This is a genomic window from uncultured Amnibacterium sp. (genome assembly GCF_964245895.1).
GTDB lineage: Bacteria > Actinomycetota > Actinomycetes > Actinomycetales > Microbacteriaceae > Amnibacterium.
In genome coordinates this window covers 1-14,176 of record NZ_CAXTOQ010000085.1, presented here as the reverse complement: position 1 = coordinate 14,176, position 14,176 = coordinate 1, and the positions used below count along the sequence as shown (strand labels likewise).

The following is a 14,176-nucleotide window of genomic DNA, read 5'->3' as shown; positions in this document are numbered from 1 at the left end:
CAGATCACCCAGGGCGGCAGCGTCGTCGACCCGTCGACGGCGAAGGGCCCGATCCGGATCCGCCGGCCGCGCTGAGGGCCGGGCGGCAGCCGGAGGTCAGCGGCGGCCGAGCCGCCGCTCGCCGTTCGCGCCGAGCGCGTAGGGCAGGCCGTAGTGCGCGAACAGGGCGGGCTCCGCCTCGCTCGTCAGCTCGCCGTCGGTGTCGATCGACGGCGCGTCCTTGATGGCCTTCTTCTCGAACTGCACCTTGAGGTACTTCGGGGCGACGACGGCGCCGATCAGCGGGGCGAAGACGAGGCGGCGTCGGCCGGGGATGCCGATCTGCACGGCGGCGAAGCTCGCCGAGTCGGTCGCGGTGTCGAAGTAGACGGATTCGAGCGAGCCGACCTTGTCGCCGGCGCTGTCGACCACGTCGAGGTCTCGCCAGTCGCGGATGTTCTCAGCCGGGAAGTCGGCCATGGGTCCTCCTCCGATGCCGGCGCGAGCTCGGTACCCGTGCACGGACCAGACATCGTCGCATCGTGTCCTGAGCGAGCCGAGCCGTGCCGTGCGAGCCCGTGGCGGGAGGTACCGATGCCGCCGCTGTCAGCCGCGGTGGTGGTCGTCCTCGTGCTCGCGCTCGCCCGTGAGGACGGACACGGGCACCGCGCACGCGTCGCCGCGCCACGCCTCCACGCCCTCCTTGACCGCGAAGCCGACGACGACGAGCGCCGCGACCGAGTCCGCCCACGTCCAGCCCAGCAGCTGGTTCAGCAGCAGACCCGCGAGCAGCGCCGCGGAGAGGTACGAGCAGATCAGCGTCTGCGTGCTGTCCGCCACCGCCGACGCCGAGCCGAGCTCCGTGCCGGTCCGGCGCTCGAGCAGGCTCAGGGCCGGCATCACCAGCAGGCTCACCGCGGCGAGCGCGATGCCGATCGGGCTGTGGTCGGGCTGCCGCACGCCGGCGAGCGCGAGCGCGACGTCGACCAGCACGTAGGCGGCGAGACCGAAGAAGGAGAGCGCGATGACGCGCAGCGCGGCCCGCTCCCGCCGTTCCGGATCGGCGGCGGAGAACTGCCACGCGATCGCCGCCGCGGAGAGCACCTCCACCACCGAGTCGAGCCCGAAGGCGACGAGCGCGGCGGAGGACGCGACGGATCCCGCGGTGATCGCGACGACCGCCTCGATCACGTTGTAGGTGATCGTGACGGCCACGATCAGCCGGATCCGCCGCCGGAGGACCTGCCGGCGGGTCGGTGCGAGCGTCGCCGGGCCGGTCGCGCTCACGCGCCCTGCCCGCAGCAGAGCGGCACGTCGCACGTCGGGTCGGAGCAGGGGACGCCGTCGTCGACCGCGAGCACCACCTCCACCAGCGCGAGCAGGGCGCGCGTGAGGTGCCCGTCCGCGATCTCGTACCGGGTCGCGCGCCCCTCCGGCACGGCGGCGACGATGCCGCAGCCGCGGAGGCAGGCGAGGTGGTTCGACACGTTGGGCCGGGTCAGCCCGAGCTCGGCGGCCAGCTGCCCGGGTCGCCTGGGCCCCTCCAGCAGGCGCAGCAGGATCCTCGACCGCGTCGGATCCGCCATCGCCCGCCCCAGCCGGTTCAGCACGTCCACGCGTGGCGCAATGGTCAGCACACACTGACCATACCGGGAACGGCATCCGTGCTCACATCCGCGAGCGCAGCACGTCGATCTCGCCCCCCGGCCCGGCGGGGTCGAACCCGTGCTCGATCAACCAGCGGATCACCGTGAGGCTCCGCAGCGACCACCAGGCACGGACGACGTCGAGATCGACGTCCTTCCCGTAGCCCGCGACGACCTGATCGAGCCGCTCCTCGTGCCCGAGCGTCAGGATCGCGAGGTCGAAGAGCGGGTCGCCGCGACCGCCCTCGGACCAGTCGAGCACGCCGATCACCTCGTCGCCGTCGACGAAGACGTGGCTCGGCTGCAGGTCGCCGTGCGCGAACACCGGGGTGAAGGGCCGGAACACGGCGAGCGCGATCCGGCGGTTGCGCTCGACGACGTCCGGGGGCACGACGTGCTCGTCGACGAGCCACGCGCACTCCCGCTCCAGCTCGCGGGCGGCGCCGTCATCCGGGCCTCGACCCCGCCAGGGCGGGGGAGCGGAGTCGTGCAGTCGCCGGACCGCGGCGCCCGCGGCCGCCCAGGCGACCGGCGAGGCGGCGGAGGGCTCGCCGAGCCGGCCGAGCGCGACGCCGGGCAGCGCGGCCAGTGCGAGCACGTTCGGCTGCTGCCACAGGATCCGCGCCGTCGGGATCGGCGCCAGCCGCATCACCCGGGCCTCGCGGTCGATGCGGTCCGGATCCGCGTCGATCTTCAGGAAGGTGTCGCCCACGCGGAGGGTCGCGCGCTCGCTGTGCGCGACGACGACCCGGACCTCGTCCATCCCCGCATCCTGCCCGGAGGCGGACGGTTCGTGACGGGTGCCCGCCGAACCCCTGGTCGAGGGCCCTCGCGGCCCCCGAAGTGGGAGAGGACAGACAGATCGTTCTGTCCCTACGTTTCCTTCCAGGCGGTCCCCCATCCGCCGGCACCATCACCCCTGGTGCAGGGCCCGTCGCCTCCCCAGCGCGACGCGGATCCGATCCCTACCCGAAGCCCCCCAAGGATCATGACCACCACCCTCCTCGCTCCCGCCCGGAGCACCCCCCGTCTCGCCGGCCTCCCGCCGATCCCCGTCGAGACCGCGCAGCAGGCGGACGCCGGCCTGGCCGCGAAGCGCTGCTTCGACGTCCTCGCCGCGCTGGCCGCGCTGGTCGTCCTCGCCCCCGTGCTCGTCGTCATCGCGGTCCTCATCGCCATGGACAGCGCGGGCGGGGTCCTCTACCGCCAGCAGCGCATCGGCCGCGACGGCGTGCCGTTCTCCATCCTCAAGTTCCGATCGATGAGCGCCGACGCCGACGCGCGCCGCGCGGACCTCGTCGCGGGCCACGGCAAGGGCCTGTTCAAGATGGCCGACGACCCCCGCATCACCCGGATCGGTCACGTGCTGCGCCGCTACTCCCTCGACGAGCTGCCCCAGCTCGTGAACGTCCTGCGCGGCGACATGAGCCTGGTCGGCCCGCGCCCGGCGCTGCCCGCCGAGGTCGCCGAGTACGACCGCCACGAGCTGCGCCGCCTGGCCGCGGCGCCGGGCCTCTCCGGCCTGTGGCAGGTCAGCGGCCGCTCGGACCTCGCCTGGGCGGACGGGATCCGCCTCGACCTCCACTACGTCGAGAACCGGTCGATGGCGCTCGACCTGCAGATCCTGTGGCGCACCGGTAAGGCCGTCGTCAGCTCCTCCGGCGCGTACTGACCCCCTCCGGCAACCCGAGCCCTGCCCCGCGGAGGAGGTCGGTCGCCCGGGGCGAGCCGGCGGGAACGGCGTCGGGGAGGGCCGGCGAGCGCGCGGTTGCGTTCGGCGCGGGGGAGCGGCAGAGTGCTGCCGTCGGGGGGACGCACCCCGGCCTCGAGTCTCGTATCCGTCCGGGGGCGCCCGGCGGATGGCGGAGGTCCTCGTGCGTCCATGCCGTAGCCAGCTGCTCCACCCGAGCAGCACCCCTCGTGAGGCGATCCGGGCCCGAGCGCTGACCAGGACGTGCTGCGCATGAAGGTCGCACTGGTCGGGGCGGGCAGCCGGCACTTCGCTCGCCGGATCATCAACGATCTCCTGCTGAGCGATGCCCTGACGGGCGGGCTCGACCTGTCGCTGATGGACACGAGCTCCTCGTCGCTGCCGCCGGTCCTCGAGTTCGCCCGAACGAGGGCGGCCGAGCTGCACCGCAGCGTGACGGTCACCGCGACGGACGATCTCGACTCGGCCGTGCGCGGGGCGGGCTACGTCGTGGTGGCGGTGGAGCGCCAGCGGTACGAGCACTGGGCGAAGGACTTCGTGATCCCCCGCAAGTACGGGTTCCGGCCGGTGTTCGGGGAGAACGGCGGACCGGGAGGGACCTTCCACGCCCTGCGGCAGATGCCGGCCGTTCTGCACATCGCCAGGCGCGTCGAGGCGCTGGCCCCGAACGCTCTGCTGCTGAACTTCTCCAACCCGGAGAGCAAGCTGGTCGAGCTGATCACCCGCGCCACGGGCGTGCGCGCGGTCGGCCTGTGCGGGGGCTACGTGGAGGGGCGGCGCGCGATCGCCTCGATCCTGCAGCGACCCGTCGCCGAGATCCGCTTCGTCGCGGCGGGTCTGAACCACTTCACCTTCGTCACCCGGATCGAGGACCGCGCCACCGGAGAGGACCTCTACCCGCAGCTGCGCGAGAAGGAGGCGCAGCTGCCGTGGACGTACGACTGGCACGCGATCGCGCTGCCCCGGATCATGCTCCGCCGGTTCGGGTTGTGGCCCTCGCCCAGCTCCAACCACATCGGCGAGTACCTCTCGTGGGCGCATGAGTTCGTCGCCACCGAGCTGCAGTTCTTCCACGACCCGGCCGACGGCCCCATCGGCTCCCCGGCCGCGCCGCGACCGCAGTGGCAGTACAGCATCGACCGGACCGACCTCACCGCGCGGACCCTCCCCGCTGCCGATGCCTTCATCGACGGCGCCGAGGACCTCTCGCGCCCCTCCAGCGAGCTCGCGGTCCCCATCCTCGAGTCCCTCGAGACGTCCATCGGTCATGACCTGCCGGCGGTGAACCTGCCGAACGACGGAGCGATCCCGGGCCTGCCGAGCGGGACCGTCCTCGAGCTCCCGGTGCACGTCGCGAGCGGGCGGCTGCAGCCGGTCGCGTTCGACCCGCTGCCGGAACCGATCACGGCGATGCTGCGCACCCAGGCGAGCATCCAGAGGCTCTGCGTCGAGGCCTTCCTCGAGCACTCCAAGGAGAAGCTGCTGCAGGCGATCCTGATCGACCCGACCATCGACTCGTACAGCCGGGCGGTCTACATGGTGGAGGAATTCCTGAGCGCCGAGCGGGACGCGCTCCCGGCACTCGTCTGAGCCGGTCCACCGCCGGAGCTCGACTCCTCCGGCACTCCCGCCGATCGAGCCGCGCTGGTCAGGGTCGACGCCGCGCTCCTAGGCGGAGGACGCCGTTCGACGGCGCGCGGCTCAGTCGATCGCGGCGTCGTCGGCCGTCGCGCTGAGGTAGTCGATGACGTCGGTCGACACGACGTCGCCCGACATGGCGCGCTCGAGGCGGACCAGCGCGGCTCGATGCGAGCTCTCGAACACGGAGGGCGCGGACGTCGTCCCGTCGGCGGTGATGAGCTCGCCGATGCCGCTGTCCCCGGACCCGGGCGATGGCAGCTCCAGCGTCACGGTCTGGCGCTCCCCGATGAGCCTGAACCACGCGCGGCCGGGCGGCTCGGGGCTCACGGTGGCGCTGAGGCGCACCAGGAACCCCGGGGAGGGCGTCCAGACGGTGATCACCTGCCGCTCCGAGACGATCGGCGTCCGCCTGCTCGAGAGGGTCGACCCGAGCAGCGCCCGGGCGGAGAAGGCGAGGTCGGCGACCGCATCGGCGAGCTCCGACGGCAGCGCGACGGTCGTGCGAGCCTCCAGCATGGTCCGATGCGACCGCGTCGCGCGGAAGTCCGGCGCCATGCGCGTGAGCAGGACCGCATGCCGCCAGGGCGCGTCGAGCACGATCGGCACCCCCGCGTCGGCCAGCCGCGCTGCGGATCCGGCGCCGGCCACGCCGGGGGCGACGACCAGCACGCCGCGGGCGCCCTCGTCCACTGCGACACGCGCTCGCTCGCTCCAGTCTCCCCGGCCGTCGACCGCGACCGCCTCGCCGCGCCCGCTCACCGCCAGGAAGGACATCGGCAGCGAGGCCGCCGTCGCGAGCACGACGTCGCGAACCGCTCGCGACGCCTGCCGATCGATCGACAGGGGGATCCGCTCGGTCACGCCGATCGCCGCTCTCGGACCAGGGCTTCCGCCTGCCGGGCGAGGTCGAGGGCGAGGTCGGCATCCGCGAGCAGCGCCTCCATGTCCGGCGCGGCCGCCTCGCCGGTCAGGACGGCGAAGACGTGCTCCCACTCGTCGACGTACCCGCCGTCGGCGTACGGACCGAGCACGACGGTCTGATCGGCACGCGTGAGGGTCGACGTGCTCGATCCGGCGTGCACGTAGGAGAGGGGGAAGCGGGTCCGCAGGACCGAGTCCTCGCCGATCGCCTCCAACGTCCAGTCCGGCCTCCACGTGCTGCCGACCGCACCGTGCAGCTCGAGCATGCAGTCGCCGACCGACGCGACGAGCTCGATCCCCCAGGGAGCGAGCAGATCCACGGAGTGGACCTCCACGGGCCCGGCTGGGAGGAGGCGGCGCACGAGCGGCAGGTCGTGGATGGCGAGTCCCAGCACGCCGCCTCGGGCCGTCGCGACGTCGGCCTCCATCGTGTCCGCTGCCGCCTGACGTGGTGCGGGACGCCCGAAGATCTGCGTGGCGAAGTCCTCCGACCAGGCGTTGGGAGGCAGCGCTGCGGACACCCTGATCGCGTGCGCCGACGAGCCCAGGGTCTCCCATTCGCGCAGCGCCTCGACCCAGGCGGCATCGAACGCGTGCATCGTGCCGACCACGACCGGGACGCCCGTCCTCGTCGATGCCTCGGCGATCGCGAACGCGTCCTCGACGCTGATCGCGAGCGGCTTCTCGCAGAGGACGGCGCTCTTGCCCGCCTCGCAGGCCGCGATGACCTGCTCGGCGTGGAACCGGTCGGGACTGCCGACGACCACCACCTCGACGAAGGGGTCCGCGATCAGCTCCTCGGCGCTCGCGGAGCACCGAGCCCCCACGTGGCCGGCCACCTCCCGAGCGATCGCCGGATCGATGTCGGCGACGTGCACCACGGAGAACCGATCCGGCATCCGGGCGAGCGTCGGCAGGTGGATCGCCTGCGCGACCGGGCCGGCTGCGATCAGACCCACACCGAACGGCGTCGCGCCCAAGACCACCTCGTCTCATCGACCAACTGTAAATATCTCTTTACGATTGGCGACTGTAACGTCCGGTGCAGCAGGACGCAAGGCCCTCCGGGACGGAGGGCGGCGTGGTGCGCGGAGAGGTGCCATGGCGACGGACAGCGCGGGTCGAGGTCCCTACAACGCGGGGGTGCGGCGCAAGCGGGAGATCGTCGACGCCGCCATCCGGGTCTTCGCGACGCACGGCTACGGCGCGAGCACGATGAAGCAGATCGCGGACGAGGTCGGGGTGACGACGGCGGCCGTCCTGCGCTACTTCAGCAAGCAGGAGCTGCTGACCGAGGTGCTCATGCACTGGGATCGCAACCAGCCGAACTTCGACCTGGTCCCGCAAGGCCTCGAGTACTTCCTGGCGCTGGACGACCTGATGCGGTTCCACATCGAGAACCGCGGCCTCCTCGAGCTGTACCTGACCTTCGTCACCGAGGCAACCGATCCGTCGCACCCGGCCCATCGGTTCCTCGTCGGCCGGCACCGCCGCACCCTCGACTTCATGCGAGCCAACCTCGAGACCGCGATCAGCCGAGGTGACCTGCCGCACCTGGACGCGGCCGCACTCGAGTACGAGGCGAGCGCGTTCTGCGCGGTGCTCGACGGGCTGGAGATCCAGTGGCTCCTCGACCCGACCATGGACCTGGTGGGAACGGTCCGCCGGTACACGGACGACGCCGTGTCGCGCTGGAAGCAGCGGTCATGACGTCGTCAGCGCCCGACTGATGCGAGGCGGTCGATGAGCACTGCGGCCACGGGTGATCGCAGCGACGCGTCGGCGGTCAGGACGGGCGCGGAGACACCGCAGTCACGCGGGGATCGAGTGGTGGCTCCGACCGGCGTCGATCCGGTGACCTTTCGATTTTCAGTCGAACGCTCTACCAACTGAGCTACAGAGCCGAGGGTGCGGCTCTCGCCGCACCTTCGCGACCCTGACGGGACTTGAACCCGCGACCTCCGCCGTGACAGGGCGGCACGCTAACCAGCTGCGCTACAGGGCCTTGCATGCTCCACCGGACGGGGTCCGAGGAACACAGTGGTCATCCGCCCGTTGGAGTCGTGACCCCAACGGGATTCGAACCCGTGCTACCGCCGTGAAAGGGCGACGTCCTAGGCCGCTAAACGATGGGGCCGGATTCCCCCGTTGCCGGGCTCACCGACGAGGAAGCATACGCGATCGCCGGAGGATGTCGAAACGCGGCGCGCGGCGCGCGGTGCCCGGGGAATCGCGGGCACCGGGTTACCGTGGCGGTCCGGTCGCGGGGTTCGGGTCCCCGCGGCGTGCTCGCTGCCCTCGGGAGGTGCGTCGGCCCGTGACCCAGCGCTCCCGCCACGACGACCGCTCCTCTCCCTCGGCGCACGGCCGTCACGCTGCTCCGCAGCGCGCCGGAACCGGCGCCGTGGGGCCCACGCGACGAGCCCTGCTCGCGCTGGGCGCGGCGGGCGTCGTCGGGCTCGTCGCCGTGCCGCTGTCCGCGCAGGCCGATGAGTACCCCAGCTGGCAGGACGTGCTCGACGCCCGCGGCGACGTGACGGAGAAGGCGAAGGAGATCGCCAAGATCAAGGCGCTCCTCGCGAGGTCGCAGGCGGCGGCCGACGCGGCCCAGAAGGTCGCCGAGCAGCGGGGCACCGAGTACCAGGCCGCGCAGGCGCGGGTCGACACCGCGAACGAGCACCTCCGCGTCATCGAGAAGCAGGTGGAGGCGGACGACAAGCGCGCCGCCGACGCGAAGCAGCGGGCGGGCCAGCTGGCCGCGCAGCTGAGCCGCACCGGCGGCGCCGACGTCGAGACGACCCTGCTGCTGTCCGGCACGGACGGGAACGCCGACGACTTCCTGTCCCGGCTCGGGCGGCTGTCGAAGCTGACCGAGTCGAACGGGGCGATCGCCGAGGAGGCGGCCGCGGCGAAGAACGCCGCCGCGGCGACGCAGGCGCAGATGCAGCAGGTCAAGGAGCAGCTGAACGACCTGAAGGTGAAGGCCGAGGTCGCCTTCAAGGCGGCCGTCGCCGCGAGCGAGGCGGCCAACGCGCAGGTGCAGAAGGAGCAGAAGCTGCAGGTCGAGCTGCAGGCCCAGCTCGATGCCCTGCAGGCGGACTCCACGGCGACCGCGCGGAAGTACCAGCAGGGCGTCCGCGCCCGGCAGGCGGCGCAGAGCGCCGGAGGCGGCGTCGGCGCGAACTCCGGCGGCTGGGCGAACCCCACCCTGGCCGGCCCGATCACCGGCGTCTACGGCCCACGCCCCGACCAGCCGGCCGGGGCGAACGCGTTCCACCGCGGCACGGACGTCGGCGTCGCGTACGGCACCCCCATCTACGCTGCGCACGCCGGCACCGTGACGTACGCCGGCTGGTTCGGCACGTACGGCTACTGGATCGAGATCAACGACGGCGACGGCGTGCAGACCGGGTACGCCCACATCCGCCCGGGCGGCATCTTCGTCAAGGTCGGGCAGCAGGTCGCGGCCGGCCAGAACATCGCCTCCGTCGGCCAGACCGGTGCGGCGACCGGTCCGCACCTCCACTTCGAGGTGCGGCTGAACGAGGTGGCTGTGGACGCGCAGCCGTTCATGGCCGCTCGGGGGATCACCCTCGGTGGCTGACGGGCCCAGGCGCCGTCGGGACGGCGCGCTCGGTGTCGTCGGCGCGGTCGCGATCGGCGCCCTCGGCGCGACGCTCGTGGCGCCGCCTGCGCTGGCCGACGACCCCGGCTACCCCAGCTGGGCGGAGGTGCAGCGGGCGAAGGCGGACAAGGCCGCCGCCGAGGCGGAGTCGACGCGGATCACGGGGCTGATCGGCGATCTGCAGGACCGGGCCGACGCCGCGGGCCGCACGGCGTCCATCGCCTCCGAGCGGTTCCTGCGCGCCCAGCAGGCCGAGGAGGCGGCCCGCGCTCGGCATACGGCGCTCGCCGCGCAGGCCGACGCGGCGTCCTCGACCGCGCGCACCTCCCGGATGCGCGCCGGCCTGCTCGCCGCCTCGCTCGCGCGGTCGGGCGGCGGCGACCTGCAGCTGCTGCTCGACGCCCCCGGCGCGACCGACTTCCTCCACCGGCTCGCGACCGTGTCGCAGCTGTCGGCGCAGTCGCAGGCGATCACCCGGCAGGCGCTCGCGGACGAGAACGACGCCCGGGCGCTCGGCGCGCAGGCGGACGCGGCGGCGACCGCGCTCACGCAGCGGGTGGCGGAGGCGCGCGACGCGCTCGCGGCGGCCGAGTCCGCGTCCGACGCGGCCGCGGCCGAGGTGGAGGGCCAGCGTGCGGACGCCGACCGGCTGGTCGCGCAGCTCGCCGCGCTGCGCGGCACGTCCACGCGGCTGGCGGCCCAGTACGCCGCGGGCGCGCGGGCGGAGCGGGAGGACGCACCGCCGGCCGGCGCTGCGGGCGGGGCGGCCCCGGCGACCCCCGCCGGCGGCACCGGCGCATCGGCGGGGACGAGCGGACCGTCCGGCGGCACCGGATCGGCTCCCGCCTCCACGACTCCCGCCTCCACCCCGCTTGCGTCGGCGTCGGCGTCGGCGACTCCGGAACCGAGCCCGTCCTCCTCCCCGTCGAGGTCCTCGTCGCCCGAGCCGGTCGAGCCGACCGCGCCCGTCGCCGCTCCGCCTCCGCCCGTGGGCGAGCCGAACTCCGCTCAGGCCGCCAGCGCGGTGGCCTTCGCGCGGGACCAGATCGGCGACCCGTACCGGTTCGCGGGCGCCGGCCCCAGCAGCTGGGACTGCTCGGGGCTCACGATGCAGGCGTACACCTCGGTGGGGATCGGGATCGGCGGGCACTCGGCGACGGCGCAGTACGACCTGGCGCGGTCGCAGGGGAGGCTGGTCCCGTACGCGCAGGTGCGGGTCGGCGACCTCGTCTTCTTCTCGGACGGCGGCGGCGACATGTACCACGTCGCCCTCTACTCGGGCGGCGGGATGATGATCGAGGCGCCCTACGCGGGCGTGCCCGTGCGGGAGGTGCCGGTGCGCTCGGCCGACCGGGTGGCGCTGGTCGCGCGGCCCACCGCCTCCTGACGCGGTTCGCGGATCCGGATGGATTGCGCGACACGCCGCTCCGGAGGGCCCGGAAGCGGCGTGTCGTCGCGTTGACCCGGATCCGCGAGAGGAGTCCGGATCCGCGAGACGAGTCCGGATCCGCGAGAGGGGTCCGGAGCCGCGGCGTCAGGAGTGGTCGGGGCCCTGCTGCTGCAGGCGGGTGAAGCCGTCCTGCACGATCCGCTCGGCCTCGGCCGCGTCGCCCCAGCCCTCGACGTCCACGAACTTGCCCGGCTCGAGGTCCTTGTAGCGGCGGAAGAAGTGCTCGATCTCGGCCTTCGCCTGCTCGGGCACGTCCGAGATGTCCTGGATGTGCGACCAGCGCGGGTCCTTGTGCGGGACCACGACGACCTTGGCGTCCGAGCCGGCCTCGTCGCTCATGTTCAGCACGCCCACGGGGCGCACCTTCACGCCGACCCCGGGGAACGTCGGGTACTCGAGCAGCACGAGCGCGTCCACCGGGTCGCCGTCGAGGCCGAGGGTGTTCTCGAAGAAGCCGTAGTCGGTCGGGTAGACGAACGACGTGAAGAGCACGCGGTCCAGGTAGACCCGGCCGGTCACGTGGTCGACCTCGTACTTGTTGCGGCTCCCCTTGGGGATCTCGATGATCACGTCGTACGCGGCCACGGGCGTCCTCTCCATCGGTGAAAGCGGCCATAACGTTAGCGAATGCCCGATCGGCCACGCCTGAAGCCGGCCGTCGCCCTGACCCGCATCGCGGTCAGGGCCGTGCTCCCGACGATCGGCGAGGCCGGCGGCCTCGTGGGGCTGTCCGGCGGCCCCGACTCCCTCGCGCTCGCCGCGGCCGCCGCGTTCGAGGCGCGCCGGGCAGAGGTGCCGATGGGCGCGGTCGTGGTCGACCACGGCATCCAGGAGGGCTCCGCGCAGGTCGCCGACCGGGCGGCGGCGGCCGCGGCCGCGCTGGGGCTCGCGCCGGTGCTCCTCCGCCGGGTCGTCGTCGGCGGCCGGGGCGGTCCGGAAGCCGCGGCCCGGCGGGCGCGGTACGGCGCCTTCGAGGCCGCCCTGGGGGAGACCGGCGCCGCGCGGGTGCTGCTGGCGCACACGCTCGACGACCAGGCGGAGACGGTGCTGCTCGGCCTCAGCAGGGGGTCGGGGCCGGATGCCATCGCCGGCATGCGACGAGACGCGCCCCCGTACCTGCGGCCGTTCCTGGGCCTGCGCCGCCGGACGACGATCGACGCGTGCGGCGACCAGGGGCTCGACCCCTGGCACGACCCGATGAACGGATCGTCGCTCCATCCCCGTGTCCGGCTGCGCGACCGGGCCCTCCCGGCGCTCGAGGACGCAATCGGTCCCGGCGTCGCGGAGGCGCTCGCGCGCACCGCCGCCCAGGTGCAGGAGGACGCGGCGGCGCTCGACGCGATCGTGGCGGAGCTCGCTCCCGACCTGGCGGAGCTGGCCGACGGCGGCATCGCGCTGCCGGTCGACGCGCTCGCCGCGAACCCGCCCGCGATCGTCCACCGGCTGATCCGGCTGGCGGTCGAGGACGAGTTCGGACGCACGCTCACGCGGTCCCAGACGCTGGCCGTCGCGCGCCTCGTCTTCCACTGGCACGGGCAGGAGGGCGTCGATCTGCCCGGCGTTAGGGTGGTCCGCGCGCAGGGCCGGCTGCGGTTCACCGGCGCCTGAGAACGAGGGGGAGCCGGTGGACTCCGACGACATCCGCGGCGACATCGACGAGGTGCTGCTGCCCGAGGCGCGCATCCGCGAGCGCATCGCCGAGCTGTGCCGCGAGATCGAGGCGGCCGACGCGGAGGCGTCCGACGGCACGCCCCTGCTGCTCGTCGGGGTGCTGAAGGGCGCCGTCATGGTGATGGCCGACCTCGCGCGCGAGCTGCGGATCCCGATCCAGATGGACTGGATGGCGGTCAGCTCGTACGGGTCGAGCACGCGGTCCTCCGGCGTCGTGCGCATCCTGAAGGACCTGGACACCGAGCTGGCGGGCCGGCGCGTGCTGATCGTCGAGGACATCCTCGACTCGGGTCTCACCCTGTCGTGGCTCGTCGAGAACCTGCGGTCCCGCGGCCCCGCCAGCGTCGAGGTGTGCACCCTGCTGCGCAAGCCGGAGGCGGTCCGCATCCGGGTGGACGTGCGGTACTGCGGGTTCGACATCCCGAACGCGTTCGTCATCGGCTACGGGCTCGACTACGCGGAGCAGTACCGCAACCTCCGCGACGTCGCGGTGCTCGCGCCGCACGTCTACGCCTGACCGGCCGGCCGCGCCCACGCGGAACCTTGCCGCCCGCTGTGCGGCGGCGATGAGCCGGAGCAGCCTGTCCCCCTCCGGCGAACACCGGCCTGCCGGGCGAGAACGGGGCGTTACCCTATGCGGACTATGGACCTCAAGCGCATCTTCCGCGGTCCCCTGGTCTACATCGTCATCGCGATCGTGGTCGTGTGGGTGGGCTCCAGCCTGCTGACCGGCACCGGATTCCGTTCGGTGACGACCGAGCAGGGCCTGAAGTACCTCTCCGACGGCGACGTCAAGACCGCGAAGATCGTCGACACGGACAACCGCGTCGACCTCGTGCTCAAGGAGGCGGACGCCGCGAACGGGACGCAGGTCCAGTTCAACTTCGTGACCGCCCGCGGCGAGGACATCGTCCAGAAGGTGGACGCCGCGGCCCTGGCCAACGGCACGACCTACACCGACGAGGTGCCGCAGCCGAACTGGCTGCTGTCGATCGGCTCGATCCTGCTGCCGTTCCTCATCATCGGCGTCATCTTCTGGTTCCTGATGTCCTCCATGCAGGGCGGCGGCAACCGCGTCATGCAGTTCGGCAAGTCCCGCGCGAAGCTGGTCACCAAGGAGACGCCGAAGGTCACCTTCGGCGACGTCGCCGGCTCCGACGAGGCCATCGAGGAGCTCAGCGAGATCAAGGACTTCCTCAAGGAGCCCGCGAAGTTCCAGGCCGTCGGCGCCCGCATCCCGAAGGGCGTGCTGCTGTACGGCCCTCCCGGGACCGGCAAGACGCTGCTCGCCCGCGCCGTCGCGGGTGAGGCGGGGGTGCCGTTCTACTCGATCTCCGGCTCGGACTTCGTCGAGATGTTCGTCGGCGTCGGCGCATCCCGCGTGCGCGACCTGTTCGACCAGGCGAAGCAGAACGCGCCGGCCATCATCTTCGTGGACGAGATCGACGCGGTCGGCCGCCACCGCGGCGCCGGCCTCGGCGGCGGGCACGACGAGCGCGAGCAGACGCTGAACCAGCTGCTGGTCGAGATGG

General features: G+C 73.0%; 16 protein-coding genes and 3 tRNA genes. 9 read left to right on the top strand and 10 right to left on the bottom strand.

Annotation, left to right across the window (positions count from 1 at the left end; translation table 11 throughout):
• The first annotated feature begins 3 nt into the window (after nt 1-3).
• Nucleotides 4-75 carry a DUF3253 domain-containing protein gene (locus tag ACFE60_RS12080; protein ID WP_375389107.1) on the top strand — a complete coding sequence of 24 codons (72 nt, stop codon included), beginning with the start codon at nt 4-6 and terminating at the stop codon, nt 73-75.
• Nucleotides 76-96: 21 nt separating this feature from the next.
• On the opposite strand, the gene ACFE60_RS12075 is transcribed toward ACFE60_RS12080, so the two are convergent.
• From ACFE60_RS12075 to ACFE60_RS12060, 4 genes are all read right to left on the bottom strand, one after another.
• On the bottom strand, nt 97-459 hold the full coding sequence (locus tag ACFE60_RS12075; protein ID WP_375389105.1) for a PRC-barrel domain-containing protein: 363 nt from the start codon (nt 457-459) through the stop codon (nt 97-99).
• Nucleotides 460-585: 126 nt separating this feature from the next.
• Complete coding sequence (locus tag ACFE60_RS12070) at nt 586-1,266, bottom strand: cation transporter (RefSeq protein WP_375389104.1); 681 nt, start codon at nt 1,264-1,266, stop codon at nt 586-588.
• A complete protein-coding gene (locus tag ACFE60_RS12065) occupies nt 1,263-1,616 on the bottom strand; it encodes an ArsR/SmtB family transcription factor (RefSeq protein ID WP_375389103.1) in 354 nt (117 codons plus the stop codon). The genes ACFE60_RS12070 and ACFE60_RS12065 overlap by 4 nt, the downstream gene beginning before the upstream one ends.
• A 31-nt stretch (nt 1,617-1,647) precedes the next feature.
• Nucleotides 1,648-2,388 (bottom strand): phosphotransferase family protein, encoded by a 741-nt coding sequence (locus ACFE60_RS12060; protein ID WP_375389102.1) that lies wholly within the window; start codon nt 2,386-2,388, stop codon nt 1,648-1,650.
• A 225-nt stretch (nt 2,389-2,613) separates the two neighbouring features.
• Between ACFE60_RS12060 and ACFE60_RS12055 the strand changes: the two genes are divergently transcribed.
• Nucleotides 2,614-3,297 carry a sugar transferase gene (locus ACFE60_RS12055; protein ID WP_375389101.1) on the top strand — a complete coding sequence of 228 codons (684 nt, stop codon included), beginning with the start codon at nt 2,614-2,616 and terminating at the stop codon, nt 3,295-3,297.
• Between the two features lie 291 nt (nt 3,298-3,588).
• A complete protein-coding gene (locus ACFE60_RS12050; RefSeq protein ID WP_375389100.1) occupies nt 3,589-4,926 on the top strand; it encodes a hypothetical protein in 1,338 nt (445 codons plus the stop codon).
• A 111-nt stretch (nt 4,927-5,037) separates the two neighbouring features.
• Here ACFE60_RS12050 and ACFE60_RS12045 read toward each other — a convergent pair whose 3' ends face one another.
• Nucleotides 5,038-5,838 (bottom strand): hypothetical protein, encoded by an 801-nt coding sequence (locus ACFE60_RS12045; protein ID WP_375389099.1) that lies wholly within the window; start codon nt 5,836-5,838, stop codon nt 5,038-5,040.
• A complete protein-coding gene (locus tag ACFE60_RS12040; protein WP_375389098.1) occupies nt 5,835-6,878 on the bottom strand; it encodes a Gfo/Idh/MocA family protein in 1,044 nt (347 codons plus the stop codon). The genes ACFE60_RS12045 and ACFE60_RS12040 overlap by 4 nt, the downstream gene beginning before the upstream one ends.
• 121 nt (nt 6,879-6,999) lie before the next feature.
• On the opposite strand from ACFE60_RS12040, the gene ACFE60_RS12035 reads away from it, so the two are divergent.
• Nucleotides 7,000-7,608 (top strand): TetR/AcrR family transcriptional regulator, encoded by a 609-nt coding sequence (locus ACFE60_RS12035; protein WP_375389097.1) that lies wholly within the window; start codon nt 7,000-7,002, stop codon nt 7,606-7,608.
• 118 nt (nt 7,609-7,726) lie between these two features.
• Here ACFE60_RS12035 and ACFE60_RS12030 read toward each other — a convergent pair.
• The 3 genes from ACFE60_RS12030 to ACFE60_RS12020 form a co-directional block, all read right to left on the bottom strand.
• Nucleotides 7,727-7,802: transfer RNA gene (locus tag ACFE60_RS12030), tRNA-Phe, on the bottom strand.
• 27 nt (nt 7,803-7,829) lie between these two features.
• Nucleotides 7,830-7,903, bottom strand: a tRNA-Asp gene (locus ACFE60_RS12025).
• A gap of 59 nt (nt 7,904-7,962) precedes the next feature.
• Nucleotides 7,963-8,035: transfer RNA gene (locus tag ACFE60_RS12020), tRNA-Glu, on the bottom strand.
• Nucleotides 8,036-8,302: 267 nt separating this feature from the next.
• Here ACFE60_RS12020 and ACFE60_RS12015 point away from each other — a divergent pair.
• Together ACFE60_RS12015 and ACFE60_RS12010 are read left to right on the top strand one after the other, a co-directional pair.
• Nucleotides 8,303-9,502 carry a M23 family metallopeptidase gene (locus tag ACFE60_RS12015; RefSeq protein ID WP_375389096.1) on the top strand — a complete coding sequence of 400 codons (1,200 nt, stop codon included), beginning with the start codon at nt 8,303-8,305 and terminating at the stop codon, nt 9,500-9,502.
• The gene (locus ACFE60_RS12010) at nt 9,495-10,910 is read left to right on the top strand and encodes a C40 family peptidase (RefSeq protein ID WP_375389095.1); all 1,416 of its coding nucleotides are present in this window, start codon (nt 9,495-9,497) and stop codon (nt 10,908-10,910) included. Before ACFE60_RS12015 ends, ACFE60_RS12010 begins: the two co-directional genes overlap by 8 nt.
• A 147-nt stretch (nt 10,911-11,057) precedes the next feature.
• Here ACFE60_RS12010 and ACFE60_RS12005 read toward each other — a convergent pair whose 3' ends face one another.
• Entirely contained in the window at nt 11,058-11,558 is a 501-nt protein-coding gene (locus tag ACFE60_RS12005) for an inorganic diphosphatase (protein WP_375389106.1), read from the bottom strand.
• Nucleotides 11,559-11,600: 42 nt separating this feature from the next.
• On the opposite strand from ACFE60_RS12005, the gene tilS reads away from it, so the two are divergent.
• The 3 genes from tilS to ACFE60_RS11990 form a co-directional block, all read left to right on the top strand.
• Entirely contained in the window at nt 11,601-12,581 is a 981-nt protein-coding gene (gene tilS, locus ACFE60_RS12000) for a tRNA lysidine(34) synthetase TilS (protein ID WP_375389094.1), read from the top strand.
• A 16-nt stretch (nt 12,582-12,597) separates the two neighbouring features.
• Nucleotides 12,598-13,161 carry a hypoxanthine phosphoribosyltransferase gene (gene hpt, locus ACFE60_RS11995; RefSeq protein ID WP_375389093.1) on the top strand — a complete coding sequence of 188 codons (564 nt, stop codon included), beginning with the start codon at nt 12,598-12,600 and terminating at the stop codon, nt 13,159-13,161.
• Nucleotides 13,162-13,287: 126 nt separating this feature from the next.
• Nucleotides 13,288-14,176 (top strand): ATP-dependent metallopeptidase FtsH/Yme1/Tma family protein (locus ACFE60_RS11990; protein WP_375389092.1); only part of this gene is annotated, 889 nt, incomplete at its 3' end.

What these genes read in the sequence shown, in the direction of transcription:
- ACFE60_RS12075 (WP_375389105.1), bottom strand. Translation starts at nt 459, where the DNA reads ATGGCCGACTTCCCGGCTGAGAACATCCGCGACTGGCGAGACCTCGAC.
- ACFE60_RS12060 (WP_375389102.1), bottom strand. Translation starts at nt 2,388, where the DNA reads ATGGACGAGGTCCGGGTCGTCGTCGCGCACAGCGAGCGCGCGACCCTC.
- ACFE60_RS12055 (WP_375389101.1), top strand. Translation starts at nt 2,614, where the DNA reads ATGACCACCACCCTCCTCGCTCCCGCCCGGAGCACCCCCCGTCTCGCC.
- ACFE60_RS12050 (WP_375389100.1), top strand. Translation starts at nt 3,589, where the DNA reads ATGAAGGTCGCACTGGTCGGGGCGGGCAGCCGGCACTTCGCTCGCCGG.
- ACFE60_RS12035 (WP_375389097.1), top strand. Translation starts at nt 7,000, where the DNA reads ATGGCGACGGACAGCGCGGGTCGAGGTCCCTACAACGCGGGGGTGCGG.
- tilS (WP_375389094.1), top strand. Translation starts at nt 11,601, where the DNA reads ATGCCCGATCGGCCACGCCTGAAGCCGGCCGTCGCCCTGACCCGCATC.